14 protein-coding genes and 2 pseudogenes are annotated in these 17,450 nt (G+C 54.4%); 10 read left to right on the top strand and 6 right to left on the bottom strand.

Annotation, left to right across the window (positions count from 1 at the left end; translation table 11 throughout):
* Nucleotides 1–68 precede the first annotated feature (68 nt).
* The 8 genes and pseudogenes from glmU to HA45_RS14515 all read left to right on the top strand — a co-directional run bounded on the left by glmU (nt 69) and on the right by HA45_RS14515 (nt 9,598).
* A pseudogene (glmU, locus tag HA45_RS14550) lies at nt 69–1,438 on the top strand (bifunctional UDP-N-acetylglucosamine diphosphorylase/glucosamine-1-phosphate N-acetyltransferase GlmU).
* A 246-nt stretch (nt 1,439–1,684) separates the two neighbouring features.
* Nucleotides 1,685–3,514, top strand: a complete 1,830-nt coding sequence (glmS, locus tag HA45_RS14545; RefSeq protein WP_100701624.1) for a glutamine--fructose-6-phosphate transaminase (isomerizing) — start codon at nt 1,685–1,687, stop codon at nt 3,512–3,514.
* 178 nt (nt 3,515–3,692) lie between these two features.
* Complete coding sequence (gene pstS, locus HA45_RS14540) at nt 3,693–4,736, top strand: phosphate ABC transporter substrate-binding protein PstS (RefSeq protein WP_100701623.1); 1,044 nt, start codon at nt 3,693–3,695, stop codon at nt 4,734–4,736.
* A gap of 90 nt (nt 4,737–4,826) precedes the next feature.
* Nucleotides 4,827–5,789: a phosphate ABC transporter permease PstC gene (gene pstC, locus HA45_RS14535; protein ID WP_100701622.1), complete on the top strand. Its 963-nt coding sequence runs from the start codon at nt 4,827–4,829 to the stop codon at nt 5,787–5,789.
* The gene (gene pstA / locus HA45_RS14530; RefSeq protein WP_100701621.1) at nt 5,786–6,673 is read left to right on the top strand and encodes a phosphate ABC transporter permease PstA; all 888 of its coding nucleotides are present in this window, start codon (nt 5,786–5,788) and stop codon (nt 6,671–6,673) included. Before pstC ends, pstA begins: the two co-directional genes overlap by 4 nt.
* 44 nt (nt 6,674–6,717) lie before the next feature.
* Nucleotides 6,718–7,491 carry a phosphate ABC transporter ATP-binding protein PstB gene (gene pstB, locus HA45_RS14525; protein WP_100701620.1) on the top strand — a complete coding sequence of 258 codons (774 nt, stop codon included), beginning with the start codon at nt 6,718–6,720 and terminating at the stop codon, nt 7,489–7,491.
* A 14-nt stretch (nt 7,492–7,505) separates the two neighbouring features.
* A complete protein-coding gene (gene phoU / locus HA45_RS14520; protein WP_100701619.1) occupies nt 7,506–8,240 on the top strand; it encodes a phosphate signaling complex protein PhoU in 735 nt (244 codons plus the stop codon).
* Between the two features lie 119 nt (nt 8,241–8,359).
* Complete coding sequence (locus HA45_RS14515) at nt 8,360–9,598, top strand: MFS transporter (RefSeq protein ID WP_100701618.1); 1,239 nt, start codon at nt 8,360–8,362, stop codon at nt 9,596–9,598.
* Between the two features lie 112 nt (nt 9,599–9,710).
* Here HA45_RS14515 and yieH read toward each other — a convergent pair.
* Nucleotides 9,711–10,369, bottom strand: a pseudogene (yieH, locus tag HA45_RS14510) (6-phosphogluconate phosphatase).
* A 150-nt stretch (nt 10,370–10,519) separates the two neighbouring features.
* Here yieH and HA45_RS14505 point away from each other — a divergent pair.
* The gene (locus HA45_RS14505; protein ID WP_100701616.1) at nt 10,520–11,833 is read left to right on the top strand and encodes an NCS2 family permease; all 1,314 of its coding nucleotides are present in this window, start codon (nt 10,520–10,522) and stop codon (nt 11,831–11,833) included.
* 29 nt (nt 11,834–11,862) lie between these two features.
* Here the strand turns inward: HA45_RS14505 and HA45_RS14500 are convergent, their stop codons facing one another.
* The gene (locus HA45_RS14500) at nt 11,863–12,612 is read right to left on the bottom strand and encodes a 4'-phosphopantetheinyl transferase family protein (protein ID WP_100701615.1); all 750 of its coding nucleotides are present in this window, start codon (nt 12,610–12,612) and stop codon (nt 11,863–11,865) included.
* Between the two features lie 293 nt (nt 12,613–12,905).
* Between HA45_RS14500 and HA45_RS14495 the strand changes: the two genes are divergently transcribed.
* Nucleotides 12,906–13,415, top strand: a complete 510-nt coding sequence (locus tag HA45_RS14495; RefSeq protein WP_100701614.1) for a flavin reductase family protein — start codon at nt 12,906–12,908, stop codon at nt 13,413–13,415.
* Between the two features lie 44 nt (nt 13,416–13,459).
* Here the strand turns inward: HA45_RS14495 and HA45_RS14490 are convergent, their stop codons facing one another.
* The 4 genes from HA45_RS14490 to mnmE all read right to left on the bottom strand — a co-directional run bounded on the left by HA45_RS14490 (nt 13,460) and on the right by mnmE (nt 17,284).
* A complete protein-coding gene (locus HA45_RS14490; protein WP_100701613.1) occupies nt 13,460–14,050 on the bottom strand; it encodes a malonic semialdehyde reductase in 591 nt (196 codons plus the stop codon).
* A gap of 150 nt (nt 14,051–14,200) precedes the next feature.
* The gene (locus tag HA45_RS14485) at nt 14,201–15,511 is read right to left on the bottom strand and encodes a type II toxin-antitoxin system HipA family toxin (RefSeq protein WP_100701612.1); all 1,311 of its coding nucleotides are present in this window, start codon (nt 15,509–15,511) and stop codon (nt 14,201–14,203) included.
* Nucleotides 15,511–15,759, bottom strand: coding sequence for a helix-turn-helix domain-containing protein (locus HA45_RS14480; protein ID WP_100701611.1), 249 nt, complete (start codon nt 15,757–15,759; stop codon nt 15,511–15,513). Before HA45_RS14480 ends, HA45_RS14485 begins: the two co-directional genes overlap by 1 nt.
* Nucleotides 15,760–15,919: 160 nt before the next feature.
* The gene (gene mnmE / locus HA45_RS14475) at nt 15,920–17,284 is read right to left on the bottom strand and encodes a tRNA uridine-5-carboxymethylaminomethyl(34) synthesis GTPase MnmE (protein ID WP_100701610.1); all 1,365 of its coding nucleotides are present in this window, start codon (nt 17,282–17,284) and stop codon (nt 15,920–15,922) included.
* Between the last annotated feature and the right edge of the window lie 166 nt (nt 17,285–17,450).

Here is a 17,450-nt window from a genome sequence, read left to right as displayed (position 1 = left end):
CGAGAAAAATGTAGTAATCTCAGGGGTAAACCTTACACTTTCGAAAGATAAATTGAGTCTGGATAGTTATGTCTACAAGCGCGATGAGTGTGGTGATCCTGGCCGCTGGCAAAGGCACCCGTATGTATTCCGATCTGCCCAAAGTACTGCACACCCTGGCAGGCAAACCGATGGTTCAGCATGTGATTGATGCGGCGACCGGCCTTGGTGCCCAGCAGGTGCATTTGGTGTACGGTCACGGCGGCGATCTGCTGCAAGAGAAACTGGCACACAACACCCTGAACTGGGTATTGCAGGCCGAGCAACTGGGTACCGGCCATGCGATGCAGCAGGCAGCACCTTTCTTTGCCGATGACGAAGATATCCTGATGCTGTACGGCGATGTGCCGCTGATCTCTCAACCCTCGCTGCAGCGTCTGCGTGACGCCAAACCTGAGGGTGGAATCGGTCTGCTCACCGTGGTGTTAGACAACCCGACCGGCTATGGCCGCATCGTGCGTGAAAACGGCACGGTGACCGGTATCATCGAGCAGAAAGATGCATCAGCAGAGCAGCTGAAAATTCAGGAGATTAACACCGGCATCCTGATTGCCAACGGTGGTGATCTCAAGCGCTGGCTGGCGCAGCTCAACAACAACAATGCACAGGGCGAGTTCTATATCACCGATATCATCGCCATGGCACACCACGAAGGTCGCGTGATTAACGCAGTCCATCCGGCGCGTATCAGCGAAACCGATGGCGTGAATAACCGCTTGCAGCTGGCCACGCTGGAGCGCGCTTATCAAACAGAACAGGCGGAAAATCTGCTGCTGGCAGGAGTGATGCTGCGCGATCCGGCACGTTTTGATCTGCGCGGTACGCTGGCGCACGGTCGTGACGTTGAGATCGATACCAACGTCATTATTGAAGGCAAGGTGACGCTGGGCGATCGCGTGAAAATCGGCGCGGGCTGCATTATTAAAAACAGCGTGATTGGCGACGATTGTGAAATCAGTCCCTATTCGGTGATCGAGGATGCCAGCTTAGCCGCCGCTTGTACGGTGGGGCCATTCGCGCGTCTGCGTCCTGGCAGTGAACTGGCGGAAGAAGCGCACGTGGGCAATTTCGTTGAGATGAAAAAAGCCACGCTGGGCAAAGGATCTAAAGCCGGCCATCTCTCTTATCTTGCGATGCCGAAATTGGTGCGGGCGTGAATATCGGGGCGGGCACCATTACCTGCAACTACGATGGCGCCAATAAATCGAAAACCATCATCGGCGACAACGTGTTTGTCGGTTCCGATACGCAGCTGGTGGCGCCGGTCACCGTTGCAGCTGGCGCGACCATTGCAGCAGGCACCACGGTGATGAAAGATGTCACCGCCGCCGATCTGGTCTATAACCGCAAAGAACAGAATCAGAAGTCTGGCTGGCAACGTCCGGTGAAGAAAAAATAAATTTTAAGGGCCGGCAAAGATCGGCTCGTAGGAAAAAGCTACCCGAAATAATTCGAGTTTCAGGCAGGCGGCAAGTGCATGAATCCTCAGGAGCTTACTGAAGTCAGTGACTGAGGTGAATGCACGCAGCCAACGCACCAGAAATTTGAAGTATGAAGGGTAGATCCCCAACTCTCTACAAGGCTCGGGGAACGTCAGGTCAGAAGACAACGCAATGGCCAAAAGCCATGAAGTCAGGAAACGAATATGTGTGGAATTGTTGGTGCAGTAGCGCAGCGTGACATCGCAGAAATTCTGCTGGAAGGTCTGCGTCGTCTTGAGTACCGCGGTTATGACTCTGCGGGTTTAGCGGTAGTGGATCGCCAGGGACATATGACGCGTCTGCGTCGTCTTGGCAAAGTCGCCAATCTGGCCGAAGCTGCAGAGCAGCAGCCGCTGATTGGTGGCACCGGTATCGCTCACACCCGTTGGGCAACCCACGGTGAGCCATCGGAAGCCAATGCGCATCCGCATATCTCTGAGCACATTATCATTGTGCACAACGGTATCATTGAGAACCATGAGCCCCTGCGCGCCCAGATGATTGCGCGCGGCTATAACTTTGCTTCAGAAACCGACACCGAAGTGGTGGCGCATCTGGTGCATTGGGAGCAGAAGCAGGGCGGCACGTTACGCGAAGTGGTATTGCGCGTGATTCCGCAACTGCGCGGTGCTTACGGCATGGTGATCATGGACAGCCGCGATCCGTCCGTGTTGGTGGCCGCGCGTTCCGGCAGCCCGCTGGTGATTGGCCGTGGCGTGGGTGAAAACTTTATCGCTTCCGATCAGCTGGCCTTGTTGCCGGTAACCCGCCGCTTTATGTATCTGGAAGAGGGCGATATCGCGGAGATTACGCGCCGTGAAGTCACCATCATCGATCGTGATGGCAAGCCAGCCAAACGCGCGGAAATCGAATCTACCGCGCAGTACGATGCCGGTGATAAAGGTACCTATCGCCACTACATGCAGAAAGAGATCTACGAGCAGCCGAACGCGATTAAAAACACCCTTACCGGTCGTTTTAATCACGGGCAGGTTGATCTCAGCGAGCTGGGCGCTCATGCCGAAGAATTACTCAGCAAGGTTGAGCACATCCAGATTATCGCCTGCGGCACGTCGTACAACTCCGGCATGGTGTCGCGCTATTGGTTTGAGTCGCTGGCCAACATTCCTTGTGACGTGGAAATCGCCTCTGAATTCCGCTATCGCAAATCCGCGGTGCGTAAAAACAGCCTGCTGATCACCCTGTCGCAATCGGGTGAAACCGCGGATACGCTGGCCGCGCTGCGTCTGTCGAAAGAACTCGGTTACCTCGGTTCGCTGGCCATCTGTAACGTTGCCGGTTCGTCGCTGGTGCGTGAGTCCGATCTGGCGCTGATGACCAAAGCCGGCACCGAAATCGGTGTAGCCTCGACCAAAGCCTTTACCACCCAACTGGCGGTATTGCTGATGCTGGTGGCGAAACTCGGTCGTCTGCACGGCATGAAGCCGGAAACCGAGCACGAAATCGTGCATGCGCTGCAGGCACTGCCGAGCCGTATTGAGCAGATGCTGGCGCAGGATAAAGTGATTGAAAGCCTGGCGGAAGGTTTCTCCGACAAACATCATGCGTTGTTCCTCGGTCGTGGCGATCAGTATCCGATCGCTATGGAAGGCGCGCTGAAGCTGAAGGAGATCTCGTATATTCACGCTGAAGCTTATGCCGCCGGAGAACTCAAACACGGTCCGCTGGCGCTGATTGATGCCGATATGCCGGTTATCGTGGTGGCGCCGAACAACGAGCTGTTAGAGAAGCTGAAATCCAATATTGAAGAGGTACGCGCACGCGGCGGTCTGCTGTATGTGTTTGCCGATCAAGATGCCGGTTTCACCGACAGCGATGGCATGAAAATCATCTCACTGCCGCACGTCGAAGAAGTGATTGCCCCGATCTTTTACACCGTGCCATTGCAGCTGCTTTCGTACCACGTTGCGCTGATTAAGGGCACAGACGTTGACCAGCCACGTAACCTGGCGAAATCGGTTACCGTTGAATAATCAGTAAAAAGAGCGGGTCTGCAACGGGCCCGCTCGCTTTTTAATCGGTGTCATATAACTGTCATATTTCGTACATTTCACTGTCATCAAACTGTCCTATTTTCCCTCCAGCAGCAATCACTGACTCTTACTAAAAAAGGCATTGAGCCTGATTTTTTTTGAATCCCCTGGAGGGAACATGACACTGATGCGTACATCCGTAGCCCGAATCCTCGCCGCCACCTTCGCAGTAAGCGCGGTATCTGCTTTTGCAGCCACCGATCTGACTGGCGCTGGCGGTACATTCCCGGCACCGGTTTATGCCAAGTGGGCAGCAGAGTATCAGCAAGCCACCGGTAGCAAAGTGAACTATCAGGGTATTGGTTCTTCAGGCGGCGTTAAGCAGATCATCGCTAAAACCGTCGATTTTGGTGCGTCTGATGCGCCAATGAAAGATGAAGATCTGCAGAAAAACGGTCTGTTCCAGTTCCCTACCGTCATCGGTGGTGTGGTGCTGGCTGTCAACATCCCGGGTGTGAAATCAGGTGAACTGACGCTGGACGGCAAAACCGTTGGCGACATCTACCTGGGTAACATCAAAAAGTGGAACGACCCGGCGATCACTAAACTGAACCCAGGCGTTAAACTGCCAGATACCAACATCAACGTGGTGCGCCGCGCGGATGGTTCAGGCACCTCTTATGTGTTCACCAGCTACCTGGCGAAAGTGAACGCAGACTGGAAAGAAAAAATCGGCACCGGCAACACCGTTAACTGGCCAACCGGTCTGGGCGGTAAAGGTAACGATGGCGTTGCAGCCTTCGTACAGCGTCTGCCTGGTTCAATTGGTTACGTTGAGTACGCTTATGCTAAGCAGAACAACCTGACCTATACCAAACTGGTTGATGCCGATGGCAAATCTGTTGCACCAAGCGAAGCCAGCTTTGCTAATGCGGCCAAAGGCGCAAACTGGAGCGAATCTTTCGCTCAAGACCTGACCTTCCAGAAAGGCAACGATGCATGGCCGATCACCTCAACCACGTTCATCCTGATTTACAAAGATCAGGTGAATGCTGAGAAAGGCGCTGAAGTGCTGAAGTTCTTCGACTGGGCTTACAAAGGTGGCAGCAAAACTGCAACCTCACTGGATTACGCTGCGCTGCCAGAAAGCGTTGCTAACCAGATTCGTACTGCCTGGAAAGCGAACATCAAAGACAGCTCCGGCAAAGCGCTCTACAAGTAAGCGAATGACCCGGTCAGTCCACCCTGATTGACCAACCCGATGGGCGGCATTGTATGCCGCCCTGAACTTCCTCTGAGAACCGAGAAACTTATGGCTGCCACTAAGCCGACGTTCAAAGCCCCAGGTAAACAAGGTGACATGATTTTCGGCGCGCTGGTCAGACTCTCCGCGCTTATCGTGTTGTTGTTGATGGGTGGCATTATCGTCTCCCTGATTTTCTCTTCCTGGCCAAGCATCCAAAAATTTGGTTTTTCTTTCTTGTGGACCAAAACCTGGGATGCGCCAAACGAACAATTTGGTGCGCTGGTTCCGATTTACGGCACCCTCGTCACCTCGATTATTGCCCTGGTCATTGCTGTCCCAGTGAGCTTCGGCATCGCACTGTTCCTGACGGAACTGGCGCCTAACTGGTTACGCCGTCCGCTGGGCACCGCGATTGAACTGCTGGCTGCGATTCCAAGTATCGTTTACGGCATGTGGGGGCTGTTTATTTTCGCTCCGCTGTTCGCGGAATACTTCCAGACTCCGGTCGGCAACGTGATGTCGAACATTCCCATTGTTGGCACACTGTTCTCTGGCCCGGCTTTTGGTATCGGTATTCTGGCCGCAGGCGTGATTCTCGCCATCATGATCATCCCGTACATTGCCTCGGTGATGCGTGATGTCTTCGAACAAACGCCGGTGATGATGAAAGAGTCGGCTTATGGCATCGGTTGCACCACGTGGGAAGTGATCTGGCGCATCGTGCTGCCGTTCACCAAAAACGGCGTGATCGGTGGCGTGATGCTCGGCCTGGGTCGTGCCTTGGGTGAAACCATGGCGGTGACCTTTATCATCGGTAACACCTACCAGCTCGACAGCGCATCGCTGTTTATGCCGGGCAACAGCATCACCTCGGCGCTGGCGAACGAATTCGCTGAAGCGGAATCAGGTGTGCATGTGGCGGCACTGATGGAGCTGGGTCTGATCCTGTTCGTGATTACCTTTATCGTGCTGGCGATCTCCAAACTGATGATCCTGCGCCTGGCGAAGAGTGAAGGAGCCCGTTCATGACCGCTATCGAAATGCAGGCTCGTGCAGAGCTGCAAGCTTCACGCCGCAAAATGCAGGCGTGGCGCAGCACCAAAAACAAAATCGCGCTGACCTTGTCATTGTTGACCATGGCCTTTGGCCTGTTCTGGCTGGTGTGGATTCTGTTCACTACCGTCACCAAAGGCATCGATGGTCTGAGCTGGTCACTGTTCACCGAATCAACCCCGCCACCGAACACCGCAGGCGGTGGTTTAGCCAACGCCCTGGCGGGCAGTGGATTGCTGATTCTGTGGTCAACGGTGATTGGTACGCCGCTGGGCATCATGGCCGGTATCTACCTTGCTGAATACGGTCGTAAACATTGGCTGGCGGAAGTGATTCGCTTCATCAATGACATTCTGCTTTCAGCACCTTCGATTGTGGTCGGCTTGTTCGTCTACACCATCGTAGTGGCGCAGATGCAGCACTTCTCTGGCTGGGCAGGCGTGGTGGCGCTGGCGCTGTTGCAGATTCCGATTGTGATTCGTACCTCGGAAAACATGCTGCGTCTGGTACCTGACAGCATGCGTGAAGCGGCTTATGCGCTGGGCACGCCGAAGTGGAAGATGATTTCGGCCATCACCCTGAAAGCCTCGGTTTCCGGCATCATCACCGGTGTGCTGCTGGCCGTCGCGCGTATCGCGGGCGAAACCGCACCGCTGCTGTTTACTGCGCTGTCGAACCAGTTCTGGAGCACAGACATGATGCAGCCAATCGCTAACCTGCCGGTGACGATTTTCAAATTCGCCATGAGCCCGTTTGCCGAGTGGCAAAGTCTGGCGTGGGCGGGTGTATTGATTATTACCCTGTGTGTGCTGCTGCTGAATATTGTCGCGCGAGTGGTTTTCGCCAAGGGCAAACATTAATTTCCCGGCGCGGCTTCGGCGGCGCTGCACATGAGAGATGAGCAATGAGTATGGCAACGACTTCTGCCGATAAAATCCAGGTTCGCAATCTGAACTTCTATTACGGTAAGTTTCACGCGCTGAAGAACATTAACCTGGATATCGCTAAGAACCAGGTGACGGCCTTCATCGGGCCATCAGGCTGTGGTAAATCCACCCTGCTGCGTACCTTCAACAAAATGTACTCGCTCTATCCGGAGCAGCGTGCTGAAGGTGACATCCTGTTAGATGGCGACAACATTCTGGCTTCCCATCAGGATATCGCCCTGCTGCGCGCACGCGTTGGCATGGTGTTCCAGAAGCCCACGCCGTTCCCGATGTCGATTTATGACAACATCGCGTTTGGTGTGCGTCTGTTTGAAAAGCTGTCCCGTGCCGATATGGACGAGCGTGTGCAGTGGGCGCTGACGAAAGCCGCGCTGTGGAATGAAACCAAAGACAAGCTGCATCAGAGCGGTTACAGTCTCTCCGGTGGTCAACAGCAGCGTCTGTGCATCGCTCGCGGCATCGCGATCCGTCCGGAAGTCCTGTTGCTGGATGAGCCATGCTCGGCACTCGACCCGATCTCAACCGGTCGTATCGAAGAGCTGATCACCGAGCTGAAGCAAGATTACACCGTGGTGATCGTGACGCACAACATGCAGCAGGCCGCGCGTTGTTCTGACCATACCGCTTTCATGTATCTGGGCGAGCTGATTGAGTTTAGCGACACCGATACGCTGTTTACCAAGCCCGCACAGAAGCAGACCGAAGATTACATCACCGGTCGTTACGGCTGATTCAGGAGACGCACATGGATAATTTGAATCTGAATAAACACATCTCCGGTCAGTTCAACGCGGAGCTGGAACACATTCGTACTCAGGTGATGATCATGGGTGGTATGGTGGAGCAGCAGCTCACCGACGCCATTACCGCGATGCATAACCAGGATGGCGAGCTGGCACGTCGCGTCATCGAAGGTGACCAGAAGGTCAACATGATGGAAGTGGAGATTGATGAAGCCTGCGTGCGCATCATCGCCAAACGTCAGCCCACCGCGATCGATTTGCGTCTGGTGATGGCGATCATCAAGACCATCTCTGAGCTGGAACGTATCGGTGACGTTGCCGAGAAAATCAGCCGCACCGCGCTGGAGAAATTCAGCCAGCAGCACCTGCCATTGCTGGTCAGCCTTGAGTCTTTAGGCCGCCACACCGTGCAGATGCTGCACGACGTGCTGGATGCGTTTGCGCGTATGGACCTTAATGAAGCGATTAAGATCTACCGCGAAGACAAGAAGGTCGATAAAGAGTACGAAGGCATTGTGCGTCAGCTGATGACCTACATGATGGAAGATCCACGTACCATCCCAAGCGTACTGACGGCCCTGTTCTGTGCCCGCGCCATCGAGCGTATCGGTGACCGTTGCCAGAACATCTGCGAAATTATCTTCTATTTCGTTAAAGGTCAGGATTTCCGTCACGTTGGCGGCGACAAGCTGGATGAACTGCTGTCTGGTGATGACGGCAGCAATAAACCCTCTTAATTGCCGTTTCGGCTGCCTGTTGCCACTGTGGTAAACAGGCAGCCATCTTCATTTCTGATTGGTCTCCGCGATTCCCTCTCTTTATACTTGGCGCACTTTTTACTGCCAGGTGCTGTTAAATGTCTCCCCCAACAACCAAAAAGAACGCCGTGACACCGGCGAAAGCGATGCTCGCCGCCATCAGTGGCTACGCGATGGATGGCTTCGATCTGTTAATTCTGGGCTTTATGTTACCGGCGATCAGCGTGTCGCTGGCGCTCGATCCGTCTCAGGCCGGTTCCCTGGTCACCTGGACGCTGATTGGCGCGGTGATCGGTGGCATCGTGTTTGGCCATCTCAGCGATCGCTATGGTCGTATCCGTATTCTTACCGTCACTATTCTGATGTTCTCGGTATTCACCGGACTGTGCGCCGTGGCGCAGGGTTATTGGGATTTACTGGCCTATCGTACGCTGGCGGGCGTGGGCTTAGGCGGTGAGTTTGGTATCGGCATGGCGCTGATTGCGGAAGCCTGGCCGAAGGAGAAGCGCAATCGCGCCTCGGCGTGGGTGGGCATTGGCTGGCAGCTAGGCGTGCTGCTGGCGGCATTTATCACTCCGCCGCTGTTAAGCGTAATTGGCTGGCGCGGTATGTTCCTGGTGGGGCTGCTGCCGGCGCTGGTTTCATTTGTGATTCGTCGCAGCATGGGCGAGCCGGAAGGTTTTACCCGTCACGTGGAGAAAGCGCCGCAGCTGTCATTCAGCGCGCGCATCAAATTGCTGTTTGTCGACAGCGCCACTCGCAAAGCCAGCCTGGGGATTTTCATCCTGTGCTCGGTGCAGAACTTTGGTTATTACGGCCTGATGATTTGGATGCCCAGCTATTTGTCCTCCAATTTTGGCTTCAGCCTGACCAAGTCCGGCTTGTGGACGGCGGTCACCGTGGTTGGCATGACCTTCGGTATCTGGCTGTTCGGGGTGCTGGCCGATCGCTTCGCGCGCTGGAAAATCTTCCTGCTGTATCAGTTTGGTGCGGTGGTGATGGTGGTGGTGTATGCGCAGCTGCGCGATCCCACCGTGATGCTGTTTACCGGGGCGATCATGGGGATGTTTGTGAATGGCATGATTGGCGGCTACGGTGCGCTGATCTCGGATACCTTCCCACCGCAGGCGCGCGCGACCGCGCAAAACGTGTTGTTTAATCTCGGGCGCGGTGTCGGCGGCTTCGGTCCGCTGGTGATCGGCCTGCTGGCGGCGCAGATTTCATTTACGGCGGCGATCACCTTGCTGGCGCTGATTTATCTGCTGGATATTGTTGCGACGCTGTTCCTGCTGCCTAAGAAGCAGAGCAACGAGGATTCGCTGGGCGCGATTGGCTAATCCGATTTGGGAAAACCGTAGCGGCGTGATTCATCGCGCATATGTGAAGCGATGACAGGGTCAACACAGGCGCAATAAATTGCGCCGTTACGAAATCGCATGGAATGCGGCGTTACACCAAATCCCAGCCTCTGGCGCGCCACAAATCCGGCAGCTGCGCCATATCGTCAAAGCGCGTCACCAGTGGGTGATCCAACTCTGGATTGTGCGCATCGGCGCAGTAATAGAACACCGGAATCCCCGCCGCGATCCCCGCACGCGCACCGGCTTCTGAATCATCCACCAGAATGCACTTCTCAATCGGCACCTGCATTTGCTCCGCCGCGTGATACATCAATTCCGGATCGGGCTTCCAGTGGTTAATGTCGTATCCGCTGTACAGCCGACCTTCGAGGTAGGGCAGCATGCCGGTTAACCCCAGCGAGTGCTGCATCTTCTTCACTGTACCGTTCGAGACCACGCACATCGGCACTTTCACGCTCTCCACCAGCGCTTTGGCTCCGGCAATCGGCTGCAAATCGAGATCAAACAGTCGCGCCACCTCAGCACGGTAGGCCGTTTCCACCTCTTCCAATGGCAGTTCAACCTGATGCTCAGCCGCCACGTCGCGGATGATGTCGTAAAGCTTCACCCCTTTGTACTGCTCAAACATCTGCTGCAGAGACAGCTCAATACCGTAGCGGGCAAAGGTGTTGACGTAAGACTGCGTACAGATCACTTCGCTGTCGACCAGCGTGCCGTCGCAATCGAAAACACACATTCAACTGACATCGCACATCATCCTTTTATTAAACAACCAGCTGACACTCTAGCGCACTGAGCGCAGAAAGCGACCCCGGCAACCGTTTGCGAAAAATCAGTGTTTTGCCCGGCTAAACTCTATAGGATACGCGGCGATTAATTTTTTTTCGGGACAGTTGAATGAACAATCAGGGCTTGTTGCAGCGCATCTTTAAGCTGCAGGAACACGGCACAACCGCGCGCACCGAAGTGATCGCCGGTTTCACGACTTTCCTGACGATGGTGTACATCGTCTTTGTTAACCCGCAGATTCTCGGCGCGGCGGGCATGGATACGCAGGCGGTGTTTGTCACCACCTGTTTGATTGCCGCCTTTGGCAGCATTCTAATGGGGCTGGTGGCGAATCTGCCGGTCGCGCTGGCACCGGCAATGGGGCTGAATGCTTTCTTTGCCTTTGTGGTGGTGGGCGCCATGGGTTACTCATGGCAGGTCGGCATGGGCGCAATCTTCTGGGGTGCGCTGGGGCTGCTGATCCTGACGCTGCTGCGCGTGCGCTACTGGATGATTGCCAATATCCCGATGAGCCTGCGTGTGGGTATTACCGCGGGCATCGGCCTGTTCATCGCCATGATGGGACTGAAAAACGCCGGTATCATCGTTCCTAACGCCGACACAATCGTGACCGTGGGCAATCTCACTTCACACAGCGTCTTGCTGGGTGCACTGGGCTTTTTCATCATCGCGATTCTGGCATCGCGCAATATTCACGCGGCGGTGCTGGTGTCGATTGTGGTGACCACGGCGATTGGTTTAGCAATTGGCGATGTGAAATTCAGTGGCGTATTTTCCGCGCCGCCGGCGGTGACATCCGTGGTGGGCCAGGTTGATATTAAAGGCGCGTTCAACATCGGCATGGCCGGAGTGATCTTCTCCTTTATGCTGGTCAACTTGTTCGACTCTTCCGGCACGCTGATTGGCGTCACGGATAAAGCCGGATTGACCGATGAGAAAGGCACTTTCCCGCGCATGAAACAGGCGCTGTACGTCGATAGCATCAGCTCGGTGACCGGTTCGCTGATCGGCACCTCTTCGGTGACAGCTTATATTGAAAGCTCATCGGGCGTAGCGATTGGTGGCCGCACCGGTTTGATGGCGGTGGTTACTGGGATTCTGTTCCTGCTGGTGATGTTCCTGTCGCCGCTGGCCTCCATGGTGCCAACCTATGCGGCTGCGGGTGCGCTGATTTATGTTGGCGTGTTGATGACGGCATCGCTGTCACGCGTGCGCTGGGACGATCTCACCGAGGCGGTACCGGCGTTTGTCACGGCGGCGATGATGCCGTTTAGCTTCTCGATCACCGAAGGTATCGCACTGGGCTTTATCTCGTACTGCGTGATGAAACTGGGTACTGGTCGCTGGCGTGAAATCAGCCCGTGCGTGGTAGTGGTGGCGTTACTGTTCGTACTGAAAATCGCGTTTATCGACGCGCACTAAAAAACAGGCCGCGATTGCGGCCTGTTTTATTACAGGTGTCCGATTTCCTGTAGCGAGGGGGTAAGGCTGGTGAGTCTCAGCGAACGCGGTCCAATATTCGGCTTACTCATTTCAACATCGCGCAGTGGCTGCCACTGCTGTTGGGCATCAATCTCCCACAGACATAAGCGCTCAGTGCCCGGTGAAAGGGCGCAAGACCATACCAGCATCGGCTCGGCATCACATACCGCCTGAATATCCGGAAACACGCTGGAGCGCAAACGACCGGCAGCAGGATGCAGCTGCAGTGAACCCGCACCGTTTTCCCTTTCCCCAGTCAATTTGAGAATGCTTTGGCGTAACGTCCAGATTTGTGTCACCGCCTCCATAAAATCTTGCTGGGCATTGATCCATGCCTTCTCACCCGATGAAAGGTCCTGCGTCAGCGTATCTTGTGTCTGACGACTGTGGGCACGCACAATTTCCATGTCCAATCCGGCGCGCCCGCCTTCTTCTGCCAGCAACACACCCACCGTATTACCGGCGTACGCAATACTGAAGTCAGGAAGGTTAGGATCGGCAAAGCCAGGGCGGCCGCTGCTGCTGGTGACGAGCGGCGGAAGTTCACGAATGCCATAAACGCGCAACATCAGCTGCGCCAGCAATTCGCGTGCGGCAAGAAACCGGCTACGGCGCTTGTCAGGGAAGCGCTCGGCGCTGTTAATCACATCCTGTGGAACTCGCATCAGCTCTGAAGAGAGCGGCGAGTGACCCATCCAACGTACAAAATGACTAGCCATCTGTCGCTCCGTGAAAATGGTCAGATAATCATCAGGGCTATTGTAGGAATTTTCTCACGGATTTGCATCCGGCATAACATCTAATGACCAAAAATTCAGATAAGACCGAAGCGGCAACCAATCCCACCAGGCGAATTTGCATATAACGCTTTTGCTGAATTCGCTCGGATAGGATGCCGTAAAGCCTGATGTGGTGTAGGATTTGGACAGCCAAAAGCACATCGAAGTGCGTAAACAATCCACCTCAAGCTAATCGTGCTCATCGCAGCAGCATGCACGTCGGAGTTTTTTTTATGTCAGTGACCTCACTTGCTCGCCAGGAATCAATCTCTCTTGATGAATTTCGTCATGGTATGCGCCGCCTGACTGCAGGCGTTTCTTTAGTGACCACCGAGTTCCAGGGCGAAAAACTGGGTCTGATTGCGACCTCTGTTAGCTCACTGGCCGCCGAGCCGCCAAGCTTGCTGGTGTGCGTGAATCGTAGCGCATCCAGCCACGATGCCTTCGTGAATGCAGGCCATTTTGCCGTCAACGTATTGCGTGAGCAGCATGACGATTTGTGCGCGCAGTTCAGCCAGTCTGCCCGTCGTGCAGAGCGTTTCCAGAGCGGAGAATGGCAGACACTGAGCACCGGTGCGCCCGTATTAGCGGATGCGCTGGTGAGTTTTGATTGTCAGCTGGAGAAAGTGGTGGAGTGGAACACACATAGCGTGCTGCTGGCGCGCATTGTTGGCATTTCACTGCCAGGTGAAGCGGCTGAGCCGATGATCTACTTTAACAGCGGTTTCCACTCGCTGGGTTAAGCACCCATAACAGGCGTCGTGCAGAAGCTCGACGCCTTGCTCAATCAGGCAAATTTGCTGGCTTCATCAAAGCCGAGGCGCGGTAAACGCGCGTGCAGTTTGCTGGCTTCGCCATAGCCGAGATTAATCAGCAAGTTCACCTGCCATTTGCTTTCGCTAAAGAAGGCTTCGTTGACTTTTGACGGATCAAAACCGGACATTGGGCCGGCATCCAGCCCCAGCGAACGCGCCGCCAGAATCAGATAACCCGCTTGCAGGCTGCTGTTGCGAAACGCCGTCTCTTTCGCCAAATCCGGGCTGCTGGTAAACCAGCTGCGCGCATCACCGTGCGGGAAGAGTTTTGGCAGTGCTTCATAGAATTCCGGATCCCACGCCACAATCACCGTTGCCGGTGCTGCCATGGTTTTATCCACATTGCCTGAGGAGAGCGCAGGTTTAAGCTTCTCTTTGCCTTCCTGCGAAGTGACAAACACGAAACGTCCTGGAGAGCAGTTGGCTGAGGTCGGGCCGAGCGCGGTCAGGTTGTAGAGCTGCTGCAATACATCATGAGAAATCGGTTTGTCCTGCCAGTAGCTGTGCGTGCGAGCGTCATTGAACAGCGCGTTCAGCGCCACGCTGTCGAGCGGTGTACTCATGTTTCTCTCCTGTTCAGGCAGCCATCCGCGCCTGATTTTTAGCATGAATAGTGAATGCGGCCGGTGCGCTTTAGCAAAGGCCAGCGATCGTTATACTGCAAAGGAGAGAGGGAGCCAAATAACAAAGACGCATGTATCAGATTTGACTGGTTAGAAGGTTAAACGCGCTGAGCGTGCCTTGAGTCCATCCAGAATAGTTGCTTGAATTTCCTGTGGAAAATCATCCGGCAATTGTTCAGTCACGCGTTCGATAACCTGATCCACGCTGGCACTTAACTCTTGCAGGATATGCATCATTGCTGTTTTATCAAAACCCACAGCTTTGGCTGTTGCCAGAAAGTGACGGGGAAATATCTGCTCAATTGCATATTTTTTCCCGTGAGATCCTTTCAGCCCCATTGCCAGTTTTGCATCGCGCATATGCAGCCCTTTTGCCTTAATAACCGGATACACTGAGAGAATGTCGTAAAAGGGTGTTAGTCGGAAGCGACCATCTGCTTCGATAAAGATAGAAAAGTTTTTGGCATGCCCATCTGTCGCCGCAAGCAGCCAGAAGAGAACCTGTGCTTTCATAAAGTCATAGCGATCCTGATCAACCTCTGCGGAGCTCAACAGAAAATGCATAATTTGTAGGATGCCTGGGCCACCGTGGCTTTCATATTTACCAGCGGAAGGAATATTAAGAACCTGGCAGAAATCCTCTTGGGGTAAACGCATGATCCAACGGTCATCCGATGCCCATCGGCGATCAAAGCGTTCTACAGCCAGCGCTTTGCACTCGCCCACTTTGACAACGAAGCATTCTGGCACAGGCAAACCAAAAGCCTTCGCGATAAGGGTACACAGCCATTCGTTTTCTACGCTATTAGTGAGATCGATAGTATGAGAATGGCTTTGGATTTTACCAATCGGCAGCTTAAGAATATGAGTTGTGGGGGTTGTGCCCTGTGGTAAGCACCACTGATCTTTCAGACGGAGCAGCGCCGTTTTTTCTTGTGCCCCAGCCAGTGAAATACGGAAATCAGCGATCTCCGCAAGCATGCCAAGTGGAGCGCCGGTCTGGTAACCATTCAGAATCTTTTCCAGCTCGGTATCATCTAAAGTTTGATAATGGATCGATTGCACGTTACCCGGAGCTACATCATGGGCGAGCAGTTGGATCGCTCCCACAGTGTCTGCCCCTACTTTTGCAAGCAAATCAAATGGCTGAGTTGAATCCGCATGATAACGCGCGAGGATGCGATTGCGAATTTCAGGATTGTCGGGCAGGAGATTATCAAAAAAATTATAAACCTCGTCACCGATGTAGGGCTGATGACGTAGCGGCATAGATAGGGATATCGGACGATTTCCTGGCTGACTTAGCCATTCATCAACGTAGTGAAATTGATGGGAACCTGTGCCATCGCGAGCAAAAATGCCCACTTTATAGCCGTTCATGTAGACGTCGAGTTTAGGCATCACCACTCCTCTTTCCAGCCATCCGTCTCTTGCTGATGGCCTCGTGGCTTTACTTCGAGTTCAAGATTTAAAGCCGCCAATATGCGGAACAGTGTTTCCAGTTTGGTGGTGCCGGGCTGTAGCTCAAAGTTGGAAACCGTGTCTTGCCGGATACCCACTTTGCTGGCCACTTTTTCCTGCGATAACCGTTCGGATTGCCTTACGTCTTTCAGGTAGCTGCTTAATTGCTTAGCATTCGTCACTTTCATATGAACAGCTCCAGCAAAGGGAATGTTCATAAATCTACACGCTATAGCGTGTAAATCAAGTCCTACCTGTTATAGCAGGTAGAACGAATGTTACCCGCTATAGCAGGTAATTTGACGTATACCGGCTACAGCAGGTGAATTGAGTCAATATGGAAGGGCGTTACTTACCAATACAGAAGCTGGAGAAGATTCTGCCGAGCAGGTCGTCGGAGGTGAACTCACCAGTGATTTCACTCAGCGCCTGTTGTGCCAGACGCAGCTCTTCTGCCAGCAGTTCACCCGCCCATGCACCCAGCAGTTGGTCTTTGCCCTGCTGTAAGTGAGTGGCCGCCAACTCCAGTGCCTGCAAATGACGGCGGCGGGCCAGGAAGCCACCTTCCATATTGCCGGAAAAGCCCATGCTCTGTTTCAAATGGTCGCGCAGTGCATCCACGCCTTCACCCGTTCGCGCAGAGAGGCGAATCAGTGAGTGATCATTCACTTCTGTCAGGCCCAGCACTTCGCCAGTCATATCGGCTTTGTTACGCACCACGGTAATCGGCAGCTGTGTTGGTAAGCGCGCCACGAAATCAGGCCAGATAGCAGCGGCTTCGATGGCGTCGGTGGTGGTGCCATCCACCATAAACAGTACGCGGTCGGCTTGCTCGATCTCCTGCCATGCGCGCTCAATCCCGATACGTTCGACTTCATCGCTGGCTTCACGTAAGCCTGCAGTATCGATGATGTGCAGCGGCATGCCGTCGATATGAATATGCTCACGCAGCACGTCACGCGTGGTGCCGGCAATATCGGTGACAATCGCGGCTTCACGACCGGCGAGGGCGTTGAGCAAACTGGATTTACCAGCGTTAGGACGACCGGCAATCACCACTTTCATCCCTTCGCGCAGCAGGCTGCCCTGGCGTGCTTCGGCGCGCACGTTATCAAGGTCGCCGATCACCACATTCAGCTGGCCTTCGATTTTGCCGTCAGACAGGAAATCGATCTCCTCATCCGGGAAGTCGATGGCGGCCTCCACGTAGATGCGCAGGTGAGTGAGTGCTTCCACAAGTGTATTGATGCGCAGTGAAAATGCGCCTTGCAGAGAGTTCACGGCAGAGCGTGCGGCCTGCTCTGAGCTGGCGTCGATCAAATCGGCGATGGCTTCCGCCTGCGCCAGATCGAGTTTGTCATTGAGGAACGCTCGCTCAGAGAATTCACCCGGCTGGGCGATGCGCACACCTGACAGCGCCACGATACGCTTCAGCAACAGGTCGAGAATGACCGGGCCGCCGTGGCCCTGCAGCTCCAGCACGTCTTCACCGGTAAAGGAGTTAGGGCCAGGAAACCACAGCGCAATCCCTTGATCCAGCACGCTGCCATCCGCATCGTTAAACGGCAGGTAGTCGGCGTAACGCGGTTTGGGTAATTTGCCGAGCACGGCTTGCGCAACGTCAGCGGCTTTGGCACCGGAAATACGCAGAATGCCGACGCCGCCACGGCCGGGAGGCGTCGCCTGGGCAACAATCGTGTCGCTGTGGCTCATGATTCTCTCTCTTACCCGTCATACTTCAAGCCACAGCGGCGTTGGCTGCGCTCGTTCACCTCAGTCACTTACTTGAGTAAGCTCCTGAGGATGCTCTCGCTTGCCGCCTTACTGCAGCTCGAATTATTTAGGGTACAAATTTTGAAAAAAACAGGGCGACATAAAT

The sequence above is a fragment of the Pantoea rodasii genome (genome assembly GCF_002095465.1).
In the GTDB taxonomy this organism is placed as follows: Bacteria; Pseudomonadota; Gammaproteobacteria; order Enterobacterales; family Enterobacteriaceae; genus Pantoea; species Pantoea rodasii.
This window is presented reverse-complemented; position numbering and strand designations above follow the sequence as displayed.

Bases quoted from the DNA above. Each gene is read 5' to 3' on its own strand.
- glmS (WP_100701624.1), top strand. From the start codon at position 1,685: ATGTGTGGAATTGTTGGTGCAGTAGCGCAGCGTGACATCGCAGAAATT.
- pstS (WP_100701623.1), top strand. From the start codon at position 3,693: ATGACACTGATGCGTACATCCGTAGCCCGAATCCTCGCCGCCACCTTC.
- pstC (WP_100701622.1), top strand. From the start codon at position 4,827: ATGGCTGCCACTAAGCCGACGTTCAAAGCCCCAGGTAAACAAGGTGAC.
- pstA (WP_100701621.1), top strand. From the start codon at position 5,786: ATGACCGCTATCGAAATGCAGGCTCGTGCAGAGCTGCAAGCTTCACGC.
- pstB (WP_100701620.1), top strand. From the start codon at position 6,718: ATGAGTATGGCAACGACTTCTGCCGATAAAATCCAGGTTCGCAATCTG.
- phoU (WP_100701619.1), top strand. From the start codon at position 7,506: ATGGATAATTTGAATCTGAATAAACACATCTCCGGTCAGTTCAACGCG.
- HA45_RS14515 (WP_100701618.1), top strand. From the start codon at position 8,360: ATGTCTCCCCCAACAACCAAAAAGAACGCCGTGACACCGGCGAAAGCG.
- HA45_RS14505 (WP_100701616.1), top strand. From the start codon at position 10,520: ATGAACAATCAGGGCTTGTTGCAGCGCATCTTTAAGCTGCAGGAACAC.
- HA45_RS14500 (WP_100701615.1), bottom strand. From the start codon at position 12,612: ATGGCTAGTCATTTTGTACGTTGGATGGGTCACTCGCCGCTCTCTTCA.
- HA45_RS14495 (WP_100701614.1), top strand. From the start codon at position 12,906: ATGTCAGTGACCTCACTTGCTCGCCAGGAATCAATCTCTCTTGATGAA.
- HA45_RS14490 (WP_100701613.1), bottom strand. From the start codon at position 14,050: ATGAGTACACCGCTCGACAGCGTGGCGCTGAACGCGCTGTTCAATGAC.
- HA45_RS14485 (WP_100701612.1), bottom strand. From the start codon at position 15,511: ATGCCTAAACTCGACGTCTACATGAACGGCTATAAAGTGGGCATTTTT.
- HA45_RS14480 (WP_100701611.1), bottom strand. From the start codon at position 15,759: ATGAAAGTGACGAATGCTAAGCAATTAAGCAGCTACCTGAAAGACGTA.
- mnmE (WP_100701610.1), bottom strand. From the start codon at position 17,284: ATGAGCCACAGCGACACGATTGTTGCCCAGGCGACGCCTCCCGGCCGT.